Annotated in this window: 25 protein-coding genes and 2 pseudogenes; 12 read left to right on the top strand and 15 right to left on the bottom strand. The window is 70.4% G+C overall.

What is annotated here, in order from left to right; all coding sequences use genetic code 11:
• The first annotated feature begins 1 nt into the window (after position 1).
• Complete coding sequence (locus AC067M_RS04310) at positions 2-1,060, top strand: PadR family transcriptional regulator (protein ID WP_478695452.1); 1,059 nt, start codon at positions 2-4, stop codon at positions 1,058-1,060.
• A gap of 60 nt (positions 1,061-1,120) precedes the next feature.
• On the opposite strand, the gene AC067M_RS04315 is transcribed toward AC067M_RS04310, so the two are convergent.
• The 4 genes from AC067M_RS04315 to AC067M_RS04330 form a co-directional block, all read right to left on the bottom strand.
• On the bottom strand, positions 1,121-1,684 hold the full coding sequence (locus tag AC067M_RS04315; protein WP_478695453.1) for a Clp protease N-terminal domain-containing protein: 564 nt from the start codon (positions 1,682-1,684) through the stop codon (positions 1,121-1,123).
• The gene (locus tag AC067M_RS04320; protein ID WP_067002878.1) at positions 1,684-1,893 is read right to left on the bottom strand and encodes a helix-turn-helix domain-containing protein; all 210 of its coding nucleotides are present in this window, start codon (positions 1,891-1,893) and stop codon (positions 1,684-1,686) included. The genes AC067M_RS04315 and AC067M_RS04320 overlap by 1 nt, the downstream gene beginning before the upstream one ends.
• Before the next feature lie 109 nt (positions 1,894-2,002).
• Positions 2,003-2,971, bottom strand: a complete 969-nt coding sequence (locus AC067M_RS04325) for a zinc-binding dehydrogenase (RefSeq protein WP_478695454.1) — start codon at positions 2,969-2,971, stop codon at positions 2,003-2,005.
• A gap of 308 nt (positions 2,972-3,279) precedes the next feature.
• Positions 3,280-4,503, bottom strand: a complete 1,224-nt coding sequence (locus AC067M_RS04330) for an NAD(P)-dependent malic enzyme (protein WP_478695455.1) — start codon at positions 4,501-4,503, stop codon at positions 3,280-3,282.
• A 547-nt stretch (positions 4,504-5,050) separates the two neighbouring features.
• Here AC067M_RS04330 and AC067M_RS04335 point away from each other — a divergent pair.
• From AC067M_RS04335 to AC067M_RS04345, 3 genes are read left to right on the top strand one after another with little or no spacing between them, the layout of a single operon-like run.
• Positions 5,051-6,016, top strand: coding sequence for an ABC transporter substrate-binding protein (locus tag AC067M_RS04335; protein WP_478695456.1), 966 nt, complete (start codon positions 5,051-5,053; stop codon positions 6,014-6,016).
• A 38-nt stretch (positions 6,017-6,054) separates the two neighbouring features.
• Complete coding sequence (locus AC067M_RS04340; protein ID WP_478695457.1) at positions 6,055-6,999, top strand: amino acid ABC transporter permease; 945 nt, start codon at positions 6,055-6,057, stop codon at positions 6,997-6,999.
• Positions 6,996-7,757, top strand: a complete 762-nt coding sequence (locus tag AC067M_RS04345; protein ID WP_478695458.1) for an amino acid ABC transporter ATP-binding protein — start codon at positions 6,996-6,998, stop codon at positions 7,755-7,757. The genes AC067M_RS04340 and AC067M_RS04345 overlap by 4 nt, the downstream gene beginning before the upstream one ends.
• 59 nt (positions 7,758-7,816) lie before the next feature.
• On the opposite strand, the gene AC067M_RS04350 is transcribed toward AC067M_RS04345, so the two are convergent.
• The gene (locus tag AC067M_RS04350; RefSeq protein ID WP_478695459.1) at positions 7,817-8,587 is read right to left on the bottom strand and encodes a class I SAM-dependent methyltransferase; all 771 of its coding nucleotides are present in this window, start codon (positions 8,585-8,587) and stop codon (positions 7,817-7,819) included.
• Between the two features lie 100 nt (positions 8,588-8,687).
• Here AC067M_RS04350 and AC067M_RS04355 point away from each other — a divergent pair, with 100 nt between their 5' ends.
• Positions 8,688-9,335: a CGNR zinc finger domain-containing protein gene (locus tag AC067M_RS04355; protein ID WP_478695460.1), complete on the top strand. Its 648-nt coding sequence runs from the start codon at positions 8,688-8,690 to the stop codon at positions 9,333-9,335.
• On the opposite strand, the gene sodX is transcribed toward AC067M_RS04355, so the two are convergent.
• The gene (sodX, locus tag AC067M_RS04360; protein WP_478695982.1) at positions 9,221-9,673 is read right to left on the bottom strand and encodes a nickel-type superoxide dismutase maturation protease; all 453 of its coding nucleotides are present in this window, start codon (positions 9,671-9,673) and stop codon (positions 9,221-9,223) included. The two genes, AC067M_RS04355 and sodX, sit on opposite strands and share 115 nt — an antisense overlap.
• Positions 9,674-9,818: 145 nt before the next feature.
• On the opposite strand from sodX, the gene sodN reads away from it, so the two are divergent.
• Positions 9,819-10,214, top strand: coding sequence for a superoxide dismutase, Ni (gene sodN / locus AC067M_RS04365; RefSeq protein ID WP_478695461.1), 396 nt, complete (start codon positions 9,819-9,821; stop codon positions 10,212-10,214).
• A gap of 160 nt (positions 10,215-10,374) precedes the next feature.
• On the opposite strand, the pseudogene AC067M_RS04370 reads toward sodN, so the two are convergent.
• A pseudogene (locus tag AC067M_RS04370) lies at positions 10,375-10,986 on the bottom strand (M20/M25/M40 family metallo-hydrolase); the annotation flags it as partial.
• Between AC067M_RS04370 and AC067M_RS04375 the strand changes: the two are divergent.
• Positions 10,984-11,187, top strand: a pseudogene (locus tag AC067M_RS04375) (Lrp/AsnC family transcriptional regulator); the annotation flags it as partial. The pseudogenes AC067M_RS04370 and AC067M_RS04375 sit on opposite strands and share 3 nt — an antisense overlap.
• A 172-nt stretch (positions 11,188-11,359) precedes the next feature.
• Here the strand turns inward: AC067M_RS04375 and AC067M_RS04380 are convergent.
• A complete protein-coding gene (locus tag AC067M_RS04380; RefSeq protein ID WP_478695462.1) occupies positions 11,360-11,596 on the bottom strand; it encodes a hypothetical protein in 237 nt (78 codons plus the stop codon).
• Between the two features lie 18 nt (positions 11,597-11,614).
• Positions 11,615-12,775, bottom strand: coding sequence for an inorganic phosphate transporter (locus AC067M_RS04385; protein WP_478695463.1), 1,161 nt, complete (start codon positions 12,773-12,775; stop codon positions 11,615-11,617).
• 102 nt (positions 12,776-12,877) lie between these two features.
• Between AC067M_RS04385 and AC067M_RS04390 the strand changes: the two genes are divergently transcribed.
• From AC067M_RS04390 to AC067M_RS04400, 3 genes are read left to right on the top strand one after another with little or no spacing between them, the layout of a single operon-like run.
• Complete coding sequence (locus AC067M_RS04390; protein ID WP_133927148.1) at positions 12,878-13,270, top strand: helix-turn-helix transcriptional regulator; 393 nt, start codon at positions 12,878-12,880, stop codon at positions 13,268-13,270.
• Positions 13,271-13,279: 9 nt separating this feature from the next.
• Positions 13,280-13,696, top strand: a complete 417-nt coding sequence (locus tag AC067M_RS04395) for a VOC family protein (RefSeq protein ID WP_478695464.1) — start codon at positions 13,280-13,282, stop codon at positions 13,694-13,696.
• Positions 13,697-13,739: 43 nt separating this feature from the next.
• A complete protein-coding gene (locus AC067M_RS04400) occupies positions 13,740-14,501 on the top strand; it encodes a VOC family protein (protein WP_478695465.1) in 762 nt (253 codons plus the stop codon).
• A gap of 101 nt (positions 14,502-14,602) precedes the next feature.
• On the opposite strand, the gene AC067M_RS04405 is transcribed toward AC067M_RS04400, so the two are convergent.
• The 3 genes from AC067M_RS04405 to AC067M_RS04415 are packed head-to-tail and all read right to left on the bottom strand — an operon-like array spanning position 14,603 to position 15,735.
• A complete protein-coding gene (locus tag AC067M_RS04405; protein WP_478695466.1) occupies positions 14,603-14,869 on the bottom strand; it encodes a hypothetical protein in 267 nt (88 codons plus the stop codon).
• A gap of 45 nt (positions 14,870-14,914) precedes the next feature.
• Positions 14,915-15,124 carry a hypothetical protein gene (locus AC067M_RS04410; protein WP_478695467.1) on the bottom strand — a complete coding sequence of 70 codons (210 nt, stop codon included), beginning with the start codon at positions 15,122-15,124 and terminating at the stop codon, positions 14,915-14,917.
• A 26-nt stretch (positions 15,125-15,150) separates the two neighbouring features.
• Positions 15,151-15,735 (bottom strand): dihydrofolate reductase family protein, encoded by a 585-nt coding sequence (locus AC067M_RS04415; RefSeq protein WP_478695468.1) that lies wholly within the window; start codon positions 15,733-15,735, stop codon positions 15,151-15,153.
• A 119-nt stretch (positions 15,736-15,854) separates the two neighbouring features.
• Between AC067M_RS04415 and AC067M_RS04420 the strand changes: the two genes are divergently transcribed.
• The gene (locus AC067M_RS04420) at positions 15,855-16,445 is read left to right on the top strand and encodes a TetR/AcrR family transcriptional regulator (protein ID WP_478695469.1); all 591 of its coding nucleotides are present in this window, start codon (positions 15,855-15,857) and stop codon (positions 16,443-16,445) included.
• Positions 16,446-16,484: 39 nt separating this feature from the next.
• Here AC067M_RS04420 and AC067M_RS04425 read toward each other — a convergent pair whose 3' ends face one another.
• The 3 genes from AC067M_RS04425 to AC067M_RS04435 form a co-directional block, all read right to left on the bottom strand.
• A complete protein-coding gene (locus tag AC067M_RS04425) occupies positions 16,485-17,078 on the bottom strand; it encodes a GNAT family N-acetyltransferase (RefSeq protein ID WP_478695470.1) in 594 nt (197 codons plus the stop codon).
• Positions 17,079-17,471: 393 nt separating this feature from the next.
• Entirely contained in the window at positions 17,472-18,605 is a 1,134-nt protein-coding gene (locus AC067M_RS04430) for a family 2 encapsulin nanocompartment cargo protein polyprenyl transferase (RefSeq protein ID WP_478695471.1), read from the bottom strand.
• A gap of 112 nt (positions 18,606-18,717) precedes the next feature.
• Positions 18,718-20,124, bottom strand: coding sequence for a family 2B encapsulin nanocompartment shell protein (locus AC067M_RS04435; RefSeq protein WP_478695472.1), 1,407 nt, complete (start codon positions 20,122-20,124; stop codon positions 18,718-18,720).
• A gap of 307 nt (positions 20,125-20,431) precedes the next feature.
• Between AC067M_RS04435 and AC067M_RS04440 the strand changes: the two genes are divergently transcribed.
• Positions 20,432-21,022, top strand: a complete 591-nt coding sequence (locus AC067M_RS04440) for an N-acetylmuramoyl-L-alanine amidase (protein ID WP_478695473.1) — start codon at positions 20,432-20,434, stop codon at positions 21,020-21,022.
• The last annotated feature ends 82 nt before the right edge of the window (positions 21,023-21,104 follow it).

Here is a 21,104-nt window from a genome sequence, read left to right on the forward strand (position 1 = left end):
CATGCCTCCCGTCTTCGCCCACGGCCGCCTCCGCCTGTACCTGCTGAAGCTGCTGGACGAGGCCCCGCGTCACGGCTACGAGGTGATCCGCCTCCTGGAGGAACGGTTCCAGGGGCTGTACGCCCCGTCGGCGGGCACGGTCTATCCCCGCCTGGCCAAGCTGGAGGCCGAGGGGCTGGTCACCCACACCACCGAGGGCGGCCGCAAGGTGTACGCCATCACGGACGCGGGCCGCGCCGAACTGGCCGACCGCAGCGGTGAGCTGGCCGACCTGGAGCTGGAGATCCGCGAGTCGGTCGCGGAGCTGGCCGCCGAGATCCGGGCCGACGTCCGGGGCGCGGCGGGCGACCTGCGGCGCGAGATGCGCGCGGCGGCCTCCGAGGCCCGCCGGAGCACCGGCACCGGCACCGGCACCGGCGAGAGCGGCCCCTTCGGGGAGTTCGGCGCCCACGGTGCATACGGCGAGTACGCCGACAAGGAGGCGTGGCGCGCCGCGAAGGAGGAGATGCGCCGCGTCAAGCAGGAGTGGAAGGAGCAGGCGAGGCGGGCCAAGGACGAGAGCCGCCGCGCCCGTGACGAGGCCCAGCGGGCGCGCCGCCAGGCCAAGGAGGCCCAGGACCGGGCCCGGACCCAGACGCAGGAGGAGGTGCAGCGCATCGCCCGGCGGGTCCAGGAGCAGGTGCAGGACCACTTCGCGCGGGGCGACTGGCCCACGGGACTGCGGGAAGGGCTGACCGAACTGGCGAAGGAGTTCGGCGAGTTCGGCAAGGACTTCGGGTTCGGCCGGACAGGCCCCGGTGGCAGGACGGCGACCGCGGAGCCGGAGTACGGGCAGACCCCGGAGGACTTCCCCGCCGACTACGAGCCCGCCTGGGCCCACGAGGACCCCACCGGCGATCCGGCCCGTGACCTGGACCGCCTGCTCGACCGCTTCCGCGACGACATCCGCGACGCGGCCCGTGACCACGGCATCACCTCCGACCAGCTCCGTGACGCCCGCCGCCATCTGTCGACGGCGGCGGCGCACATCGGGGCGATACTGCGGACGCCGAGAGGCTGAGGGGCCGCAGGGACGACCAGCGGGCGCCCCGCCCGGCGGCCGCCGGCGCGGGCGGAGAGCTCAGCTCGCCCGCGCCTCTCCCCCGCCGTACAGCACGCGTGTCAGCGACTCGTAGGTCACCCCGTGGTCGGCGAGGACCTCGGCGGGGACGCCGGGGCCGGTGGTCAGGGCCAGGAGGACGTGTTCGTCGCCGACGTGGCGGTCGCTGTGGGCCAGGGCGGCTCGCAGAGCCCTGACGAGGACGTCCTTGGCGTCCCGGCTGAAGGGACGGCGCCCCGACCACCCGCGCCTGTCCTTGCGGTCACCGGACATGGCGCCGACGCCGTGCACCTCCTCCACCCGGGAGACGATCTCGGAGACGTCGATGCCGAGGCCGGCGAGGGCGTCGGTCTGCGCCCGGGACAGCCCCGCGCGCCGACGTGCCTCGTCCAGCTCCCGCCGCACCGACTCCCCTCGTGCGGCGAGCCCCAGCGCGGTCAGCGCGAAGGCGGCGCGGCCGGCCTCGCGGTCCAGCACGGCGAGCAGGATGTGCTCGCCGTCGACATGGCGCGACCCGGAGCGCTCGCAGTGAACGACTGCTCCGCGCACCACATCACGCGCGTCCTTCGTGAACCGTTCGAACATCACTGCCTCCCGTACTTCTTGTGCACGGCCTGCCTGCTGACGCCGAGTTCGGCGGCGATCTCCTGCCACGACCAGCCCTGATTGCGCGCACTGCGCACCTGCACCGCCTCCAGCTGCTCCAGCAGCCTGCGCAGCGCGGCGACGGCGCGCAGTCCGACCCGCGGATCGCGGTCACCCGCGCGCTGGGCGAGATCCGTTGCTTCGGTCATGACGTCAACTTACGTTGACACGCGAGGTAATGTCAACCACAGTTGACACGGGAGGGATGCGAAAGGCGGGTCCGGGGCCCCGGACCCGCCCATGACACGAGGCAGAACGTCAGGAGTGGTTCGTGAGGACGATCTTCCCGAACTGGTCGCCCGAGGCCATCCGTGCGAAGCCGTCGCGGGCCTGGTCCAGCGGGAGCACCTCGTCGATGACGGGGCGTACGCCGGTGGCGGCGCAGAAGGCGAGGAGATCCTCCAGTTCGTCCTTGGTGCCCATGGTGGAGCCGACGACCTTGAGCTCGAGGAAGAAGATGCGGGTCAGTTCGGCGTGCGAGGGCCGGTCGCCACTCGTCGCGCCGGAGATGACGAGCGTCCCGCCGGGCTTCAGCGACTTGATCGAGTGGGACCAGGTGGCGGCGCCGACGGTCTCGATGACTGCGTCGACACGCTGGGGCAGCCGCGCCCCCGGCTCGACCGCCTCGACAGCACCGAGTTCCAGGGCCCGCTTGCGCTTGGCCTCGTCCCGGCTGGTGGCGAAGACGCGGAGCCCCGCCGCCTTTCCGAGAACGATGGCGGCCGTGGCGACACCGCCTCCGGCGCCCTGGACGAGGACCGAGTCGCCCGGCCGTACGCCGGCGTTGGTGAACAGCATGCGGTAGGCCGTGAGCCAGGCGGTGGGCAGGCAGGCGGCCTCCTCGAAGGAGAGCTCCTTGGGCTTGGGCAGGATGTTCCAGGTCGGCACGGCGACCTGCTCGGCGAAGGTGCCCTGGTAGTGCTCGGTGAGGATGGAGCGGGGTTCGGCGGGCCCGACACCGTGTCCGGTCTGGCCGATGACGGAGTGCAGGACGACCTCGTTGCCGTCCGCGTCGACGCCCGCGGCGTCGCATCCGAGGATCATCGGCAGCTTGTCCTCTGCGAGGCCCACACCGCGCAGGGACCAGAGGTCGTGGTGGTTGAGGGAAGCGGCCCTGACATCGACGACACTCCAGCCCGGCCGGGCCTCGGGAGCCGGACGCTCCCCCAACTCCAGGCCGGAAAGCGGCTGGTCACGGTCGATTCGGGCGGCGTAGACGGCGAACATGAAGCCGACGATAGGGTCCCGACGTCACCGACGAAACCGCGCAGCCATGTGAGACATCCCCTCTTGCGCGGCGCTGCGCGACCTGCGGCGGGTCGAGCCGTCTCCCGAGCCGATCGGGCACCCGGCACCGCGGCCGGGCGGGTGGGCCGCGCCCGGCGCCGAATGGGCACCGCCCGCGCCCACCCGTGCCGCCCCAGCGGCACGACCCGCTACCACCGACACACCCGAACGGACAGGCGGATGGGCAAAAGAAACGGCCTCGCCCAGACAGGCGAGGCCATTCAGCGCGAGCTCAGCGCGAGCTCACCTCACGCCCGAGCGACCCCCTCAGCACGGGCCGCCGCGGCCACCGCCGCCGTGACCGCCGGAGCGACACGCTCGTCGAAGGGCGAGGGAATGACGTAGTCGGCCGCGAGATCGTCGCCGACGACCGCCGCCAGCGCCTCGGCCGCCGCGATCTTCATGCCCTCGGTGATCCGGGAAGCCCGCACCTGAAGCGCACCCGCGAAGATGCCGGGGAACGCCAGCACGTTGTTGATCTGGTTCGGGAAATCGGACCGCCCGGTCGCCACGACCGCCGCGTACTTGTGCGCGACGTCCGGGTGCACCTCGGGGTTCGGGTTGGCCATCGCGAACACGAAGGCACCCTCGGCCATCGAGGCCACGGCCTCCTCCGGGACCGTACCGCCGGAGACGCCGATGAAGACGTCCGCGCCCTCCAGCGCCGCTTCCAGCGAGCCGGAGATCCCCGACTTGTTCGTGAACTCGGCGAGCTCCGCCTTGACCGCCGTGAGGTCGCCCCGCTCACGGGAGACGACACCCTTGCGGTCCGCGACCGCGACGTCCCCGATACCCGCCTCGACCAGCATCTTCGCGATGGCGACCCCCGCCGCCCCCGCACCCGAGATGACGGCCCGCAGATCCCCGATCGTCCGCCCGCTCAGCCGCGCGGCGTTCCGCAGCGCCGCCAGCGTCACGACCGCCGTACCGTGCTGGTCGTCGTGGAAGACGGGAATGTCCAGCCGCTCCTGGAGCTTCCGCTCGATCTCGAAGCACCGCGGCGCCGAGATGTCCTCCAGGTTGACGCCGCCGAACGAGGGAGCCAGCCGCACCACGGTCTCGACGATCTCGTCGACCTCCGTGCAGGCCAGCGCGATCGGCACCGCGTCCACGCCGCCGAACTGCTTGAAGAGGATCGCCTTGCCCTCCATCACCGGGAGGGAGGCCTCGGGGCCGATGTCCCCGAGCCCCAGGACGGCCGTACCGTCGGTCACCACGGCGACCACGGACGACTTCCACGTGTAGTCGTGGACGAGCTCCGGCTGCTCCGCGATCGCGGTGCACACGCGCGCGACGCCGGGAGTGTACGCGAGGGACAGGTCGTCCTTGTCACGGACGGGGACGGTGGCCTGCACGGCCATCTTTCCGCCTCGGTGCAGTGCGAACGCCGGATCGAAGGAATCGAGGGGCTCCGCACCGCCCTCCTGGTCCGTTTTGTTCTCGCTGCGAGGATTGACGATCTCCGCTGCCACTGTGTCTTACCCCTTAGATGTTCATGGTTTGAGGGTGGCCACTCCCTGGTGAGGGGTGGGCGGGCACCACGTACGGCCCTGTCAGTGATACGTACGGGCCTACGCGACGGGCGCGCCGCACACGCGCCCTGGGCCCCGGATAGGGGTGTAAAGAACCTTCTTACCCGACGGACCACGGTCAGGACGAGTCCATAACGTCAAGGTCACACGTCACGAGAGCACCGATGACTGAATATGGGGACAAGTTCTGGACAACCTCTTGACAAGGGCTCAAGTAGTCACACGTCAGACACCCGGACGTCGCACAGTGCGAGATAGGCCGCAGATTTTCCGGCCGGAAGGGTGGATTCCTGTAGAAGGTCCGGCCGTGTTGTACCGGAGTGGTGCGGTTCGGGGGTCGCCCGTTATCCGATTTTGACATGGCCGGTCCCCTGAACGGTTCAGTCCGAATGGCAAGATGCCGTAATCACACAAGGTCGCGACACTCGATGGCGTGTGCACTCGTCGACCCATCGGCAACTCCACCCATCCGCCGGAGGAACCCAAAATGACCGCAAGCTCCACCCGTCGTACGACCGCCGCGCGCTCCCGGCTAGCAGCGGTCGGTGCAATCGCGGTCGCGGGCACCCTGCTCCTCGCCGGCTGCGGTGACCAGACCAACGACTCCGGTTCGAAGAGCAGTGACACCGCCTCCGCCGCGAGTTCGGCCCCGCTCGCCGACAAGCTGCCCCAGGCCATTCGCGACAAGGGCGTCATCAAGGTCGGCTCGGACATCGCGTACGCGCCGGTCGAGTTCAAGGACAGCTCGGGCAAGACGGTCGGCATCGACCCGGACGTCGCCGACGCGCTGGGCAAGCAGCTCGGCGTGAAGTTCCAGTTCGAGAACGGCACCTTCGACACCCTGATCACCGGTCTGCGCTCCAAGCGCTACGACATCGCGATGTCCGCGATGACCGACACCAAGGACCGCCAGGAGGGCATCGACTCCGAGACCGGTAAGAAGGTCGGTGAGGGCGTCGACTTCGTGGACTACTTCACCGCGGGTGTGTCGATCTACACGAAGAAGGGCGACGACCAGGGCATCAAGACCTGGTCCGACCTGTGCGGGAAGAAGATCGTCGTGCAGCGCGGCACTGTCTCCGAGGACCTCGCCAAGGCCGAGTCCAAGAAGTGCGCCGGCGGCAAGACCATCGCCATCCAGGCCTTCGACAACGACCAGCAGGCCCAGACCCGCCTGCGCGCGGGCGGCGCGGACGCCGGTTCCTCCGACTTCCCGGTCGCCGCGTACGCCGTGAAGACCTCCGGCGGCGGCAACGACTTCCAGATCGTCGGCGACCAGGTCGAGGCCGCCCCGTACGGCATCGCAGTCGCCAAGAACAGCGCCCAGCTGCGGGACGCCCTGAAGGACGCGCTGGACGCGATCATCAAGAACGGCGAGTACGACAAGATCATCCAGAAGTGGGGCGTCGCCGACGGCGCCGTCAAGGAAGCCGTCGTCAACGGCGGCAAGTGACCGCAAGACCAGCAAGCGGGCACTGAAAGGCAACACCCGTGACAACTGACATCGACAAGACGACGGGTCCGGCCGACACGCCGCCGGCCGGACCGGAGGCCATCAAGGCCATCCCGGTCCGGCACTACGGCCGGTATGTCTCCGCCGTCGTCGCCCTCGCCCTGCTGGGCAGCATCATCTACGCGTTCTCCCAGGGCAGGATCAACTGGGGAGCCATCCCGGACTACTTCTTCAACGACCGCATCCTCAGCGGCGTGGGCAAGACACTCCTGCTCACGGTGCTGTGCATGCTGATCGGCGTCGTCGGCGGCATCCTGCTGGCGGTGATGCGCCTGTCGAAGAACCCGGTCACCTCGTCCATCGCCTGGTTCTACATCTGGTTCTTCCGCGGCACCCCGGTCCTGGTCCAGCTCATCGTCTGGTTCAACCTGGGCCTGGTCTTCGAGTACATCAACCTCGGGCCGATCTACAAGGACGAGTGGTCGCAGTTCATGACCCCGTTCCTGACGGCGCTGCTGGGCCTCGGCCTCAACGAGGCGGCGTACATGGCGGAGATCTGCCGGGCCGGTCTGCTCTCGGTCGACGAGGGCCAGACCGAGGCGGCGCACGCGCTGGGCATGAGCCACGGCAAGACGCTGCGCCGGATCGTCGTCCCGCAGGCGATGCGCGTGATCGTGCCGCCCACGGGCAACGAGGTCATCAACATGCTGAAGACCACCTCGCTGGTGTCCGTGGTCCAGTACTCGGAGCTGCTCCGCGTCGCCCAGGACATCGGCCAGACCTCCGGCGCCCCGGCCGAGATGCTGTTCCTCGCCGCGGCCTGGTACCTGGTGCTGACCTCGGTCTTCAGCATCGGCCAGTACTACCTGGAGCGGTACTACGCCCGCGGTTCCAGCCGCAGCCTGCCGGCGACGCCGCTGCAGAAGATCAGGGCGAACCTGCTGTCCCTGTCGAACCGTCCGTCGGCGGGAGGTACCGCATGACCGCCATGGTGAAAGCCGAGGGCGTCCACAAGTCCTTCGGTCTGGTCGAGGTCCTCAAGGGCATCGACCTGGAAGTGAAGACCGGCGAGGTGTTTTGCCTCATCGGCCCCTCCGGCTCCGGCAAGTCGACCTTCCTGAGGTGCATCAACCACCTGGAGAAGATCAACGCGGGCCGGCTGTACGTCGACGGCGACCTGGTCGGCTACCGCCAGAAGGGCGACAAGCTGTACGAGCTCAAGGACAGCGAGGTCGCGCTCAAGCGCCGGAACATCGGCATGGTCTTCCAGCGGTTCAACCTGTTCCCGCACATGACGGCCGTCGAGAACGTCATGGAGGCGCCGGTCCAGGTCAAGGGCGAGAGCAGGTCCCGGGCCAGGGAGCGCGCCCAGCAGCTGCTGGACCGGGTCGGTCTGGCCGACAAGGCGAGCAACTACCCCTCGCAGCTCTCCGGCGGCCAGCAGCAGCGCGTGGCCATCGCCCGGGCGCTGGCGATGGACCCGAAGCTGATGCTCTTCGACGAGCCGACCTCGGCCCTCGACCCGGAGTTGGTCGGTGACGTCCTCGACGTCATGCGCGACCTCGCCGAGTCCGGCATGACGATGATCGTCGTCACCCACGAGATGGGCTTCGCCCGCGAGGTCGGCGACAGCCTGGTCTTCATGGACGGTGGTGTGGTGGTCGAGTCCGGCGACCCGAGGGACGTCCTGACGAACCCCCAGCACGAGCGCACGCAGGCGTTCCTGTCGAAGGTGCTGTAACGATCCGCAGGAAGGGGCGGTACGGGATTCCCGTACCGCCCCTTCCTCGTCTTCGCGGCCTACTTGAGGGCGAGCAGGAGCGTGTCCGAGGGGGAGGCCCACACCCCGCGCGCCTCCGTGAAGCCCTTCTCGCGCAGCACGCGCGCGTGCCAGGCCACCGACGGCATGTCGCCGTCGGCGTGTTCGCCGTAGATCTCGAAGCGCTCGGCCGTGGGGCCGGCGAGGACCGGGTCCTTGGCGGCGAGCTGCCACCACTCGGCCCAGTCCAGGGCGCCGTCCCGCTTGGCTTGTTCCATGCGGGCGTGCCGCTGCGCGCGCTCGGCCGCGTTGATCCTGGGGGTCGTCTCGTCGATCATGTGGTCCGCGTTCATGAAGACACCGCCGTCGCGAACGAGCTCCGCGACCTGACCGTAGAGGGCCGCGAGGGGTTCGCTGTGCAGCCAGTGCAGGGCCGTGGCGGTCAGGACGGCGTCGTAGGAGTCGTACGGCAGCTTCGCCGGCCAGTCGGGGTCCTTGAGGTCGGCGGTGACGAAGGAGACGCGCTCGTCGCCCGCGAAGGTGCCCTCGGCGATGGCGAGGAGCGCCGGGTCGAGGTCGACGCCGGTGCTGGTGGCCTCCGGGAACCGGGCGAGGACCCGGGCGGTGATGCTGCCGGTGCCGCAGGCGAGGTCGAGGATGCGCGGGGCGGTGCCGACCAGGGCCTCGGCCATGTCGAGCATGATCCGGAAGCGTTCCTCGCGGTCCGGCATGTACCACTCCTGCTGCCGGTCCCAGCTCTCCTGCCAGGCCGGCCAGTCGGCGCCGGTCGTGGTCATGTGCGCGTCCGTCATCGAAACCCTCCACCAGATGCATCGCGTAATACCCTGGAAGCACGACCGGCTGTTACCCGACCGCACTCACGACCATAGAGCGCCGCCGTAAGGACTACAAGTGGAACTGGCCTATTACTCGGACTATGCCGTACGGCTCGTGAACAGCGAGGAGCCGTTGCGCGGCAAGGACACGCTCACCTCGGTCGACGTGGTCCGCGATCTCTTCGGCCCCAACCAGCAGAGCGCCCGCCGCGCCTCCGAGGCGGACGTGACGCGGTTCCGTGCGGTCAGGGGCCGGCTGCGCGCGGTCTTCGAGGCGGCGGACACCGGCGACGAGACCCTCGCCGTGGACCTGCTGAACTCCCTGCTGCTGGAGTTCCCGGTGAGCCCGCAGATCTCCGGGCACGACTTCCGCGACGACGACGGCCGCCCGCTGTGGCACATGCACCTGGCGGACCACCCGTCCAACGTCACCGCCGGCTACGCCGCCATCGCCGCGATGGGCCTGGCGTTCCACCTGACGGAATACGGCGTCGACCGCCTGGGCCTGTGCGAGGCCGCCCCCTGCCGCAACGCCTACCTCGACACCTCGACCAACCGGTCCCGGCGCTACTGCTCCGACCGCTGCGCCACCCGCGCCAACGTGGCGGCCTACCGCGCCCGCAAGCGCCAGGAGGCCGATCGCTCAGAACGGGCCGCGCGGCCCGCGCGCACGGGCCTGGCCGCCGACAGCGCCCAGCGCACCAGCGCGAACGGCGAGCGCTGAGCCGGCCCCAGCGGCCGGAACCGGAAGCGGACCCTGCCCAGGATCAGCTCGTCCGGCACGGTCCCGTAGTCCGTGCTGTCCCCCCCGGCGTACGCGTTGTCCCCGAGCACCCACCAGCCGCCCTCGCGCCGCTCGCTGGCCCGCTTGACGACGAGCAGGTCCTGCTGGAAGGGATGGCGCAGGACGACCACGTCCCCGACCTTGATCCGGGCGCCGTAGTGCACCACCAGCTGGTCCCCGTGGTGCAGCGTGGGCACCATGGACGGCCCGGTCACCTCGGCCAGCCCGAAGGGCACCGCCGACCTCCCCCGCTCGGTCTCCTGCGACAGCTCCGGCATCCCCGGCACCTCCCCGGTCCGTTCCTCCACCAGTCTCAGTCTGACCCCGGACTTTTGTCCTAAGCCCATGGGGGCACTCGCGAAAACCCGTCTCGCAGGGAGTAATGTCCCACCTGAGAAGACGATCACGAGGAAGGAATGCTCCATGCTTTCCCGCCTGTTTGCCCCCAAGGTCAAGGTCAGCGCGCACTGCGACCTGCCCTGTGGCGTGTACGACCCGGCCCAGGCCCGCATCGAGGCGGAGTCGGTGAAGGCCGTGCAGGAGAAGATGGCCGCCAACGACGACCCGCACTTCCAGACGCGCGCCACCGTCATCAAGGAGCAGCGCGCCGAGCTCGCGAAGCACCACGTCTCGGTGCTCTGGAGCGACTACTTCAAGCCCCCGCACTTCGAGAAGTACCCCCAGCTCCACCAGCTCGTCAACGACACCCTGAAGGCGCTGTCCGCCGCCAAGGGCTCGACGGACCCGGCGACGGGCGAGAAGGCTCTCCAGCTCATCGCCGAGATCGACAAGATCTTCTGGGAGACGAAGAAGGCCTGATCTCGATTCATGCCTTCTGACCTGCGATTACTTCGGTTGCAGCGTCTCGCTGGACCGCACCCGGCCCGTAGGCCGCCGAGAACGGCGTCCATGACGGTCCGGGTGCGGCCTTTTTTCTGCCGTCCTCCATCGTGAACAGCCACCGTCGGGACACCACGGCTCAGCCGCGCAGAGGTTCCGTCAGACGTCCGAGGAGCCCGGCGACCAGGGCGGTCTGGGCAGGCACGGTGTCGGGGTAGATGAACTCGCCCTGCGCGTGGGCGCCGTCGCCGACCGCGCCCATGCCGCACAGGACCGGCAGACCGAGTGCGGCGACGAAGTTGGCGTCGCTGGCGCCGCCGACGGCCGCCTCGGGAAGGTCCGCGCGTCCCTGCTCGCGGGCGACCTCGCGGGCGAGGGCGAAGAGCGGGGCGGAGGCGTCGTTCAGCGTCATCAGCGGTCGATTCCAGGCGTGGTCGACCTCGATGCGTACGCGCGGGTCGCTGACCTCGATGGCGGCGAACTCGGCGTCCACGCGGTCCTGTTCGGACTGGCTGCTGACCCGGATGTCAATGCTGGCGGTGGCCTGTCCGGCGACGACGTTGGTGGCCGAACCGCCACTGATCAGGCCGGTGTTGATGGTCGTGCCCTTCTCGGGGCGGGCGACCTTCGCGGCGGCGATCACGAATTCGGACAGTGCCAGGATCGCGCTCGCCCCGTCCTGCGGCGCGAGCCCGGCGTGAGCCTCGACGCCGGTCGCGGCGGCCTTGAAGATCCCGGACCCCTTACCGTCGCCAGCGACATGTCCGTCCTGTGCGCCGGCCTGGTCACCGACCGCTCCGCCCTCGCGGTCTTCATCGACGACGAACTCGCCAAGATCCCCGGCATCCTCACGGTCAGCACCGCCGTCATGCTCGCCGAACCGCGCCGCTACTGGCTGGACCGGGACCGGACGTCTGGGCTCGGGGAATTCCACGCGCCGACGCTGCTGTAGCTCCAGGGCGGCGCCGGCCGGCGGAGTCAGGAGATCGGCTGCAGTGGTCGACACAGGCCCCGAAGGGGACCGGCCGGAGAGTTCCGGCCGGTCCCCTTCGCTGCTCCCGCACGGGCAAGCGGCCGGCCTGGGCGGAACCCGGTCAGCGCAACCGACGCGGGCAGAACCGAGGTCAGTGGAACTGCGGCACGATCAGATAGATCCCGTACCCCACCGCCGCCGCGCAGGCGAGGAAGCACAGGCCCGCCTGTGCGAGGCCGAGTGAGGAGCCGGCGCCGTCCGGTCGTTCCTGCGCCCCCTCGAAGCGGGCCAGGCCCAGGACGCCGAGCGCGAAAACGACGACCACGGCGACAGTGACGCCGACACTCACTGCGGTGACCTGGCCGAGTACGGTCCAGTCGATGCTCATGCTGTGAACTCCCGTGAATCAGGCGGCCGTACCGACGCTGGCCGGCTCCGCGGTACGGAGGGTGACCTCGTGGGCGTCGTTGACGTTGTGCGCGCTCACGGGGTTGCGACGGGAGATCAGGACGATGCCGCCGGCGAGGGCGAGGCCGACCAGGGCCACGACCACCGTGCCGATGTTCCCGCCGTGCGTGACCGCGATCGCCGCGACCCCGCCGACCAGCGCGGCGGCGGGCAGGGTGATCAGCCAGGCGACCACCATCCGGCCGGCGACGCCCCAGCGCACCTCGGCGAGCCGTCGGCCGAGTCCCGCGCCGAGGATGCTGCCGGAGGCGACCTGCGTGGTGGACAGGGCGAAGCCCAGGTGGGCGGAGGTGAGGATGACCGTCGTGGAGGCAGTCTCGGCGGCGAAGCCCTGCGAGGACTGGATCTCGGTCAGTCCCTTGCCCATCGTGCGGATGATCCGCCAGCCGCCCAGGTAGGTGCCCAGGCCGATCGCGAGACCGGCCGACGCGATCACCCACACCGGCGGACCGGCGTCATGGCCCAGCGCGCCCGCCGAGATCAGGGTCAGCGTGATGACGCCCATGGTCTTCTGTGCGTCGTTCGTGCCGTGGGCCAGGGAGACCAGTGAGGCCGAGGCGATCTGCCCGGCCCGGAAACCCTTCGTCACGGACTTCTCGCGGGCGCGGGCACGGGCGGTGAGCCGGTAGGCGAGGTACGTCGCGATGAGCGCCGCCACGCCCGCCACGAGCGGCGAGGCCACGGCGGGGATCAGGACCTTCTCGACCACCTTGTCGAAGTGCACGCCGTTCGAGCCCGCACCGGCCCAGACCGCGCCGATCAGCCCGCCGAACAGCGCGTGCGACGAACTCGACGGCAGTCCCACCAGCCACGTCAGCAGATTCCACAGGATCGCCCCGACCAGCCCCGCGAAGATCATCCCCGGGGTGACGAGGGCGTCGTCCACGATGCCGCCGGAGATCGTCCTGGCGACCTCGGTGGACAGGAAGGCGCCGACGACGTTGAGAACTCCGCTCACCAGCACCGCTGTTCTGGGATTCAGCGCGCCGGTGGCGATGGACGTGGCCATCGCGTTCGCCGTGTCGTGGAATCCGTTGGTGAAGTCGAAGGCCAACGCCGTGACGATGACCACCGCTACCAGGAGCGTGATGTGATCCATTCCTTTATGCGAACAGTCCCAGACCAATGCCCGGCGAACTGCGTGCAAAGGCTGCTACAGGACCCCGCGCGCACTCGGTGCAGACCGTGCGACCCTGATGTGGTGAACACCGAGGAACTGGTCCGGCTGCGGCGGGCACGGGACCGGATCGACCGCGAGTACGCCGAGCCCCTCGACGTTCCCGCGCTGGCCCGCACCGCGTTGATGTCCCCCGGCCACTTCCAGCGCAGCTTCCGCCGCGCCTACGGCGAGACGCCCTACGCCTATCTGATGACCCGCCGCGTCGAACGCGCCAAGGCCCTGCTGCGCCGCGGCGACCTGACGGTGACGGAGGTGTGCCTCGCGGTCGGCTGCACCTCCCTCGGCTCCTTCAGCTCCCGCTTCACCGAACTGGTCGGCGAGACACCGAGCGCGTACCGGGCCCGGTCGCACGAGGCCGGCGCGGTCATCCCGCCGTGCGTGGCGCGGACGTACACCCGCCCTAGGCGGTTCTAGGCTCGCGCCATGGACCTGAAACTCCACCAGTGCTTCATCGCCGTCGACGACCACGACAAGGCGCTGCACTTCTACTGTGACGTACTGGGCCTGGAGGTCCGTAACGACGTCGGTTTCGAGGGGATGCGCTGGGTGACCGTCGCCTCTCCACTGCAACCGGACGTGGAGATCGTCCTGGAGCCCCCGGCCGCCAGCCCGGACTTCTCCCCCGCCGACCGGCAGGCGATGGCCGAGCTGCTGGCCAAGGGTGTGCTCCGCGGCGTCATCTTCACGACCACCGACTGCGACGCGCTCTTCGCCAAGGTCGAGGAGGCCGGCGGCGAGGTGCTCCAGAGCCCGACGGACCAGCCGTACGGGGTGCGCGACTGCGCGTTCCGGGATCCGGCCGGCAACGTACTGCGGTTCCTGGAGCGACCGCGCGGGTGACGCGGGCGCCGAGCGGGCCCGTCGCCGCCCTACGATCGTCCCCATGCCCCAACCCATCCTGTGGACCCATGCCTTCATCGACCGGCCCCTGCAACTCTTCGACCCCGCCTGCGCGTTCTGGTCGGCGGTCACGAACACGCGACTGTCCCGGCTGCGCGGCGACCGGCAGGAGTTCGTCACCCTGGTGCCGGCCGCTGCCGACGCCTGTGTGAAGGTCCAGGGGGTCCTGTCGGGCGCGGGCGGCGCGCATCTGGACTTCGCGGTGGACCGCGTCCCGGAGTTCGTGCGGGCGGCGCTGGACCTGGGCGCCGAGCTCGTGACCGACCACGGCCGGTGGGCGGTCCTCGGCTCGCCCGCCGGACTTCTGTTCTGCGTCGGTCCGTGGTGGCACGGGGAGTCGGTCCGGCCGCCGGTGGTGCGCCGCAGCCGGCTCGACCAGGTGTGCGTCGACGTGGCGCCCTCCGTCTACGACGCCGAGGTCGACTTCTGGAGCGAGCTGCTGCCCGGCTGGGACTCCCAGCCGGGCTCGCTCCCCGAGTTCCACGTGGTCGCGCCGCCACCCGGGCTGCCGATCCGCATCCTCCTCCAGCGCATCGGCGAGGAACGCCCCGCCTCCGCCCACATCGACCTGGCCTGCGCGGACATCGAGGCGACCCGGGCCCAGCACGAACGCCTGGGCGCGAGCCTGGTCGCCCGCGAACGGCACTGGACGGTCATGCGGGACCCGGCGGGCGGCACGTACTGCCTGACGGGCCGCGACCCGATCACCGGCGGGCTGCCACGACGGGCGGGCGGCTTCGGCTAGGGGGCATGCGGGGGCGTCTGCGGCCGGCGCTCCGCGGCCAACGGTCCTACGGCGGCGGTCCTACGGCGGCGGGTTCCGGCAGCGGCTCTCGCGCAGCCGTTCTAGTGGGCCTCCACGTACGCGCACACGGTCTGCACGGAGGTGCCGTCCCGGTCCGCCCCGTCGGTCGGGCAGGGGTCGTCCGTGACGTCGTGGCTCAGCAGCGGGGCCGGCGCCTCGCTCGGGTCCTGCTGCTCCCAGACGTACGGTCCCGGCGGCTCGGCCGAGTCCTGCAGCCACAGCGTCACCCCGCCCGCGACGGCGACAGTCACCGCCCATCCCACGACGACCCGGCGCCACCACCGGCGGCGTCCCCCCGCATCTGTCACTCCCGCTCCTTCGGCCCACCCACCTGACGGCAGTTCGAGGCCACGCTAGTCCCCCGGCTCGACCGTGTGCTCCTGTTCCGCGGCGGTCCGTACCTCGGGCTCGGCCCCCTCTTCCATGACGTGCGCGCCGCACTTGGGGTTCCGACAGGGACCGGCGACCCACTTGGGGACCCAGGCACCCAGGGTCTTGTGGCGCCGGACGACCGTTTCGACGGGCTGCCCACAGGCGGGACAGACATGTCCTTGGCTGTCCATACCCTCAGCCTAGGACGCGAGCGGACTCAGCGCTTCCTGCTGTATGTCCGCACCACGGCGCCGTTGCCGAAGGCGCGCACCTCGTCGAGGGTGAACTCCGCGACGGCGAAGTCCGAGCCGAACATCGGCATGCCCGTGCCGTACACGATCGGATACGTCTTGATCACCAGCTCGTCGATCTCGTCGAGCAGCGCGCCCGCGACCTGCGAGCCACCGCACAGGTAGATGCCGTACTCGCCGTCCTCGGCCTTCAGTTCGCGCACCCTGCCGACCAGGTCGTCCGCGATGATCTCGACGTGCGGGTCGGGCGACTCGCCCAGGGTGCGCGAGGCTACGAACTCGCGCAGATGGGCGTAGGGGCTGGTGATGCCCTCCTTGAGGCCCTCCTCGTAGCTGGCCCGGCCCTGGATGAGGGTGTCGAACCTCTTGTTCGGCAGGTCGTCGATGCCGAGAGACTTACGCGCAGGGGTGAACACGGTTTCCGGGTACTCCGACTTGAGGAACTCGAGGAACTCCGCGTCGACGAAGGGGAACATCGCCGAGGCGTCACCGTTCGCGTCCCCGATGAAGCCGTCGAGCGAGCAGGCGATGAAGTACGTGAGCTTTCGCAAGCTGGTCTCTTTCCGTAAGGTGTGTGAACCACGTCAGTTGTAGTACTTCAACTGTAGTGGTTGCAAGGGGTTTCCCGGAACGGATCACCCGACGGGTCAAGTGAGAGAAGGGGTTCCGCATGGCCGGCAATCCGGAGCGTCGTGCCGCCCTCGTCGACGCGGGTGTCGAGGTGCTCGCACGCGAGGGGGCACGCGGGCTGACGTTCCGCGCGGTCGACGCCGCGGCCGGGGCGCCCGTGGGCACCGCCTCCAACTACTTCACCAACCGCGACGACCTGCTGCGCCAGATCGACGCCCGGCTGCACATACGGCTCGCGCCCGATCCCGAGGTGGTCGGCGGGCTGTTGGCACGGCCGAGGGACCGCTCGCTGGTCACGGCCTTCATGCACGACCTGATGGCGCGCGCGACCAAGGATCGCACCGGCTATCTGGCCCTGATGGAAATGCGCCTGGAGGCCACCCGCCGCCCGGAACTGCGGGCGTCGTTCACCAAGTCGGTGCGCGGGGACCTCGACGACGCCATGGAGTTCCACCGCGACGCCGGGCTGCCCGGCGGGGACGAGGCCGTCACCGTGCTCTACCTGGCGATGCTCGGCCTGCTCCTGGAGCACCTGACCCTGCCGGACGTGCTGGACGGGGTGCTGCCCGGCGTCAGCGTGCCGGAGGGGCTGGTGGAACGGATCGCGGCGACGATCGTGCCGGAGGAGTAGATACGTCCGGCATGTCCGGGGCAGCCGGTTCGGGGCCGGTCAGCCCCTCGGCTCGCGCCACATCGGCCACATGCTGGGGCCCTCCGGGAAGTCCAGCACGCGGCCGGTGAACTCGAAACCGAGCCGCTCGTACAGGGCGCGGCTGCGGGCGTTGCTCGCCTCCAGGTAGGCGGGCAGCCCCTCGCGGTCACAGCGGTCGAGGACGTGCGCGATGAGCGCGGTGCCCAGCCCGTCGCCCTGGCGCTCCGGCGTCACACCGATCATCCACAGGTAGGCGTGGGCACGGTCCGAGGGGTGTATCTCCGCCGTCAGCCGACCGACCGTCTCGACGCGTTCGTTGGCCGGTTCGACAGCCTCGCGCACCTGGGCGGGGCCGTCGTCGTGCTCCTCCTCCCCTCCGGCCGGTACGTCCAGCCACAGCGCACACGCGGCACCGTCCTCGGTGAGGTCGATACGGCCCTCGGCGAACACGATGTCGGTGAACGCGGCCATGAGCCGGGGGTGGAACGTACGGCGCTGCTCCTCACCGGGGAACACCCAGGCGCTCACCGGGTCGTCCTGGAAGGCCTCGTCCAGCAGCCGGACGACCAGCTCACGATCACCCTCGCCCGCCACCCGGATCGCCACGCCCATGTTCTGCCCCTTCGCTCAATCACCGTCGACCGTACGGAAGTTGAGCCTATCGGGAGGGGCTTGGGACACAGCCGCGCGGGCTGGGCCCAGCCTCGGCGACAAGGACGGGCCCCGCACACCGTGGGGATGTGCGGGACCCGCCGGACCGGGACCACCGACGACCACGCGGGGTCAGGAGCCGCGCGGCCCGGGTACGCCGGGTCTTGATCAGCCGACACCGACCGGTTCCTCACCAGCCGCCACGACCACGTTCACGATCCGACCGACACCGGCCGGACACTCATCACCCGGCACCGGACGGACACTCGCCCCCGACACCAATCGGTCCTCGTGGGGTCGGCGCCGGCCGGTCCTCGTCGGTCGGCGCCGGCCAGTCCTCGTCGGCCCGCCGACTCAGGTGCTGCGTCGTGTCACGAATTCCGCCAGGGCCAGCAGGCCGCCCGCCTCCTCCGGGTCGGGGATCGCGCGGGACAGTTCGTCCATCGCGCGGGCCATGCGGTCGGCCGCCTGGCCCTGCGCCCAGTCGCGGCCACCCGCCCGCTCGACGGCCAGGGTGGTGCGCTCCAGCTGACCCTCCTCGTACGCCACCCCGTACAGCTCGGCGAGTTCGGCGGCCGCCGGGGTGCCGGAGGCGAGCGCGGCGACCACCGGCAGGGACTTCTTGCGGGCGGCGAGGTCCGCGCCGGCCGGCTTGCCGGTGCGGCTCGGGTCGCCCCATATGCCGATGACGTCGTCGATGAGCTGGAACGCGAGCCCGGCCTCTCGGCCGAACGCGTCGAGGGCGTCGACGTCGTCGGCCGACGCGCCCGCGTACAGCGCGCCCAGGGCACAGGCGCAGCCCAGCAGCGCACCGGTCTTGGCCTCCGCCATGGCGAGCGCCTCGTCGAGGGTGACCTCGGCGGGTGGGCGCCGCTCCAGGGCCTTGTCCGCGTGCTGGCCGGCGCAGAGCTCGAGGACGCAGTCCGCGAGCCGGGCGGCGGCCGCCGAGGACGCCGGGTGCGGGTCCTCGGCCAGCAGTCTGAGCGCGAGCGCCTGGAGGGCGTCACCGGCGAGGATCGCGTCGGCCTCGCCGAACACGGTCCACGCGGTGGCCCGGTGCCTACGGGTGGTGTCGCGGTCCATCACGTCGTCGTGCAGCAGCGTGAAGTTGTGGACCAGTTCCACCGCCGTGGCCGCCCGTACGGCGGTCGACCGGGCCGTCGGTCCGCCGAGCGTCGCGGCCGCGGTGAGGACGAGCGCGGGGCGGATGGCCTTGCCCGCGTGCCCGGCCGCCGGAGTGCCGTCGGCGTGCTCCCAGCCGAAGTGGTACAGCGCGATCCGCCGTATCGAGCCGGGCAGCGAGTCGACCGCCGCGCGCAGCTCGGGGTCGACCGACGCCCGGGCGCGCTCGAGGATCGCCGCTGCCTCGTGCCCGTCGAGCGTGCCCGGCCGGTTGTCCTTCTGGGACCCGATGGGCCTCCGCCCTTCGAGCGTCTCGGTGCACCCGGCCACCGGCGGCTGAGTCAGGTCCGTCAGGAACTCGGCCATGAGGTCCCCCTCGGCAAGACCGCGGACGGTGGCGTCTCGGCTCCGGCTGGGCGCTTCCTCGCGGGGTGTACCCGCCCTGCCGGGCGGGGACACAACGTGCGCGACGGGAAGGTCACCGCCAGCGGCCGATCTCGACGTTCTCCAGGACGCCGAGCGCGTCCGGCACGAGCACCGCGGCCGAGTAGTAGGCCGTCACCAGGTATTTGATGATCGCCTGCTCGTTGATGCCCATGAACCGCACGGACAGGCTCGGCTCGATCTCGTCGGGGATGCCGGCCTGGCGGAGGCCGATGACGCCCTGGTCCTCCTCGCCGAGACGCATGGCGATGATGGAGCTGGTCCGGGCCTCGGTGACCGGGATCTTGTTGCACGGGTAGATCGGGACGCCGCGCCAGGTCGGGATGCGGTTGCCGCCCACGTCGATGGTCTCGGGGACCAGTCCGCGCTTGTTGAGCTCACGGCCGAACGCGGAGATCGCCCGCGGATGGGCGAGGAACAGCTTCGTCCCGCGCCGCCTGCTGAGCAGTTCGTCCATGTCGTCCGGGCCGGGCACGCCCTCGTGCGGCTGGAGCCGCTGGTCGTACTCGCAGTTGTGGAGCAGCCCGAACTCCCGGTTGTTGATGAGCTCGTGCTCCTGGCGCTCCTTCAGCGCCTCGACCGTCAGCCGCAGCTGCTGCTCGGTCTGGTTCATGGGCTGGTTGTAGAGGTCGGCCACGCGCGAGTGGATGCGCAGCACGGTCTGGGCGATGCTCAGTTCGTACTCGCGCGGCCGGGCGTCGTAGTCCACGTACGTGTGCGGGATGTCGGGCTCGCCGGAGTGACCCGCGGCGAGGTCGACCTCCTTCTCGCCGTACTTGTTGGTGCGCTGCTGGGGGATGGCCCGCAGCCGCTGGAGGTGCTCGCGCAGGGTGTCGGCGCGCTCCGCGACCTGGTCGACGTCCTGGCGGGACAGGACCAGCACCGTGCAGGCGGTGTCCGCGCGGGCGGTGTACTCCCAGATGGCGTCGGGGTCGAGCAGTGCCTGGTCGCCGAAGTAGCCGCCGTCGGCGAGCACTCCCAGGACCGCGTCGTCACCGTAGGGCCCGGTGCCGATCTTCTCGACCCTGCCGTGCGCGAGCAGGTACACCTCGTCGGTCTGGCTTCCGAAGGAGGCGATCACCTCGCCGGGGGCGAACTCGCGCTGCCGGCAGCGCTGGGCGAGCTCCGACAGCACCTCCTCGTCCTCGTAGGCGCGCAGCGCGGGCAGTTCGCCGAGTTCCGCAGGGATGACCTCGACGCGGTCGCCGGTTTTGACGAACGTGATGCGGCCGTCACCGACGGCGTAGGTCAGGCGCCGGTTCACCCGGTACGTGCCGCCCTGCACGTTCACCCAGGGCAGCACCCGCAGCAGCCAGCGGGAGCTGATCTCCTGCATCTGCGGTGCGGACTTGGTGGTGGTGGCCAGGTTCCGCGCTGCCGCCGTGCCGAGGCTCTGCTGCGGCTTGCCCTGATCCGTGCGGACCTCTTCGCCTACCGACATAGAGAAATGCCCTCCAAAGGAATGCACCGGCGCCGATCTGCGCCGGGCACTGATCTCGCGAGCAAGCCTTCCATCACGGAGCGTGCCGGTGCTATTACCCGAAAGAGCGGGAATGGATCATCGGCCGACGGGGCAGAAAGAGGGCTTTCACCCGGCACGCACCCGTTCAAGTGCGAGATTCCGGACTTGTCCTGATCCGCTCGCACACCGTGCGAATGATGGTGACTCGGAACGTCCGGTTTCGGTAGAAACATGCGGTACGAGGCGGCCGCGACCGGCGGCTGTCCGCAGCACGAAGGAGGGGGTCATGGCCCTTCCCATGTCCGCGGGCACGTTCCTGGAGGCTCTGAGAGCCGAGGGGCTCACGGTCGTCGAAGTCGGTGACTGGCGGCACCACAACCGCAACCACAAGGGGCCCTGGGGGCCCGTCCACGGCGTGATGATCCACCACTCGGTGACCCACGGCACCGCCCGGACCGTGCGGATCTGCCGGGACGGCCACGACGACCTGCCGGGGCCCCTGTGCCACGGCGTCATCGCCAAGGACGGCACCGTCCACCTCGTCGGCTACGGGCGGGCCAACCACGCGGGTTCCGGGGACGACGACGTGTTGCGCGCCGTCATCGCAGAGAAAGCGCTGCCCCCGGACAACGAGAAGAACACCGACGGCAACCGGCACTTCTACGGCTTCGAGTGCGAGAACCTCGGCGACGGCGAGGACCCTTGGCCCGCGGTCCAGCTGGAGGCCATCGAGCGGGCCGCCGCGGCGATCTGCCGGCACCACGGCTGGACGGAACGGTCGGTCATCGGGCACCTGGAGTGGCGACCGGGAAAGGGCGACCCGCGCGGGTTCACGATGGCGTCGATGCGGAAGCGGGTGCGCGACCGCCTGAAGTGAGCGTCGCCTGAGGGCGCCGATACGGAGCGCCCCGGCACGGGCGCCCCTGTACGGTGAGCGTCGCCCGAAACCCCCAGGGAAC

It is taken from the genome of Streptomyces sp. NPDC043427 (assembly GCF_056436655.1).

Coding starts and splice junctions, on each gene's coding strand:
- AC067M_RS04310 (WP_478695452.1), top strand. CDS start 2: ATGCCTCCCGTCTTCGCCCACGGCCGCCTCCGCCTGTACCTGCTGAAG.
- AC067M_RS04315 (WP_478695453.1), bottom strand. CDS start 1,684: ATGTTCGAACGGTTCACGAAGGACGCGCGTGATGTGGTGCGCGGAGCA.
- AC067M_RS04320 (WP_067002878.1), bottom strand. CDS start 1,893: ATGACCGAAGCAACGGATCTCGCCCAGCGCGCGGGTGACCGCGATCCG.
- AC067M_RS04325 (WP_478695454.1), bottom strand. CDS start 2,971: ATGTTCGCCGTCTACGCCGCCCGAATCGACCGTGACCAGCCGCTTTCC.
- AC067M_RS04335 (WP_478695456.1), top strand. CDS start 5,051: ATGACCGCAAGCTCCACCCGTCGTACGACCGCCGCGCGCTCCCGGCTA.
- AC067M_RS04345 (WP_478695458.1), top strand. CDS start 6,996: ATGACCGCCATGGTGAAAGCCGAGGGCGTCCACAAGTCCTTCGGTCTG.
- AC067M_RS04350 (WP_478695459.1), bottom strand. CDS start 8,587: ATGACGGACGCGCACATGACCACGACCGGCGCCGACTGGCCGGCCTGG.
- sodX (WP_478695982.1), bottom strand. CDS start 9,673: ATGCCGGAGCTGTCGCAGGAGACCGAGCGGGGGAGGTCGGCGGTGCCC.
- sodN (WP_478695461.1), top strand. CDS start 9,819: ATGCTTTCCCGCCTGTTTGCCCCCAAGGTCAAGGTCAGCGCGCACTGC.
- AC067M_RS04380 (WP_478695462.1), bottom strand. CDS start 11,596: ATGAGCATCGACTGGACCGTACTCGGCCAGGTCACCGCAGTGAGTGTC.
- AC067M_RS04385 (WP_478695463.1), bottom strand. CDS start 12,775: ATGGATCACATCACGCTCCTGGTAGCGGTGGTCATCGTCACGGCGTTG.
- AC067M_RS04395 (WP_478695464.1), top strand. CDS start 13,280: ATGGACCTGAAACTCCACCAGTGCTTCATCGCCGTCGACGACCACGAC.
- AC067M_RS04400 (WP_478695465.1), top strand. CDS start 13,740: ATGCCCCAACCCATCCTGTGGACCCATGCCTTCATCGACCGGCCCCTG.
- AC067M_RS04410 (WP_478695467.1), bottom strand. CDS start 15,124: ATGGACAGCCAAGGACATGTCTGTCCCGCCTGTGGGCAGCCCGTCGAA.
- AC067M_RS04420 (WP_478695469.1), top strand. CDS start 15,855: ATGGCCGGCAATCCGGAGCGTCGTGCCGCCCTCGTCGACGCGGGTGTC.
- AC067M_RS04425 (WP_478695470.1), bottom strand. CDS start 17,078: ATGGGCGTGGCGATCCGGGTGGCGGGCGAGGGTGATCGTGAGCTGGTC.
- AC067M_RS04430 (WP_478695471.1), bottom strand. CDS start 18,605: ATGGCCGAGTTCCTGACGGACCTGACTCAGCCGCCGGTGGCCGGGTGC.
- AC067M_RS04435 (WP_478695472.1), bottom strand. CDS start 20,124: ATGTCGGTAGGCGAAGAGGTCCGCACGGATCAGGGCAAGCCGCAGCAG.
- AC067M_RS04440 (WP_478695473.1), top strand. CDS start 20,432: ATGGCCCTTCCCATGTCCGCGGGCACGTTCCTGGAGGCTCTGAGAGCC.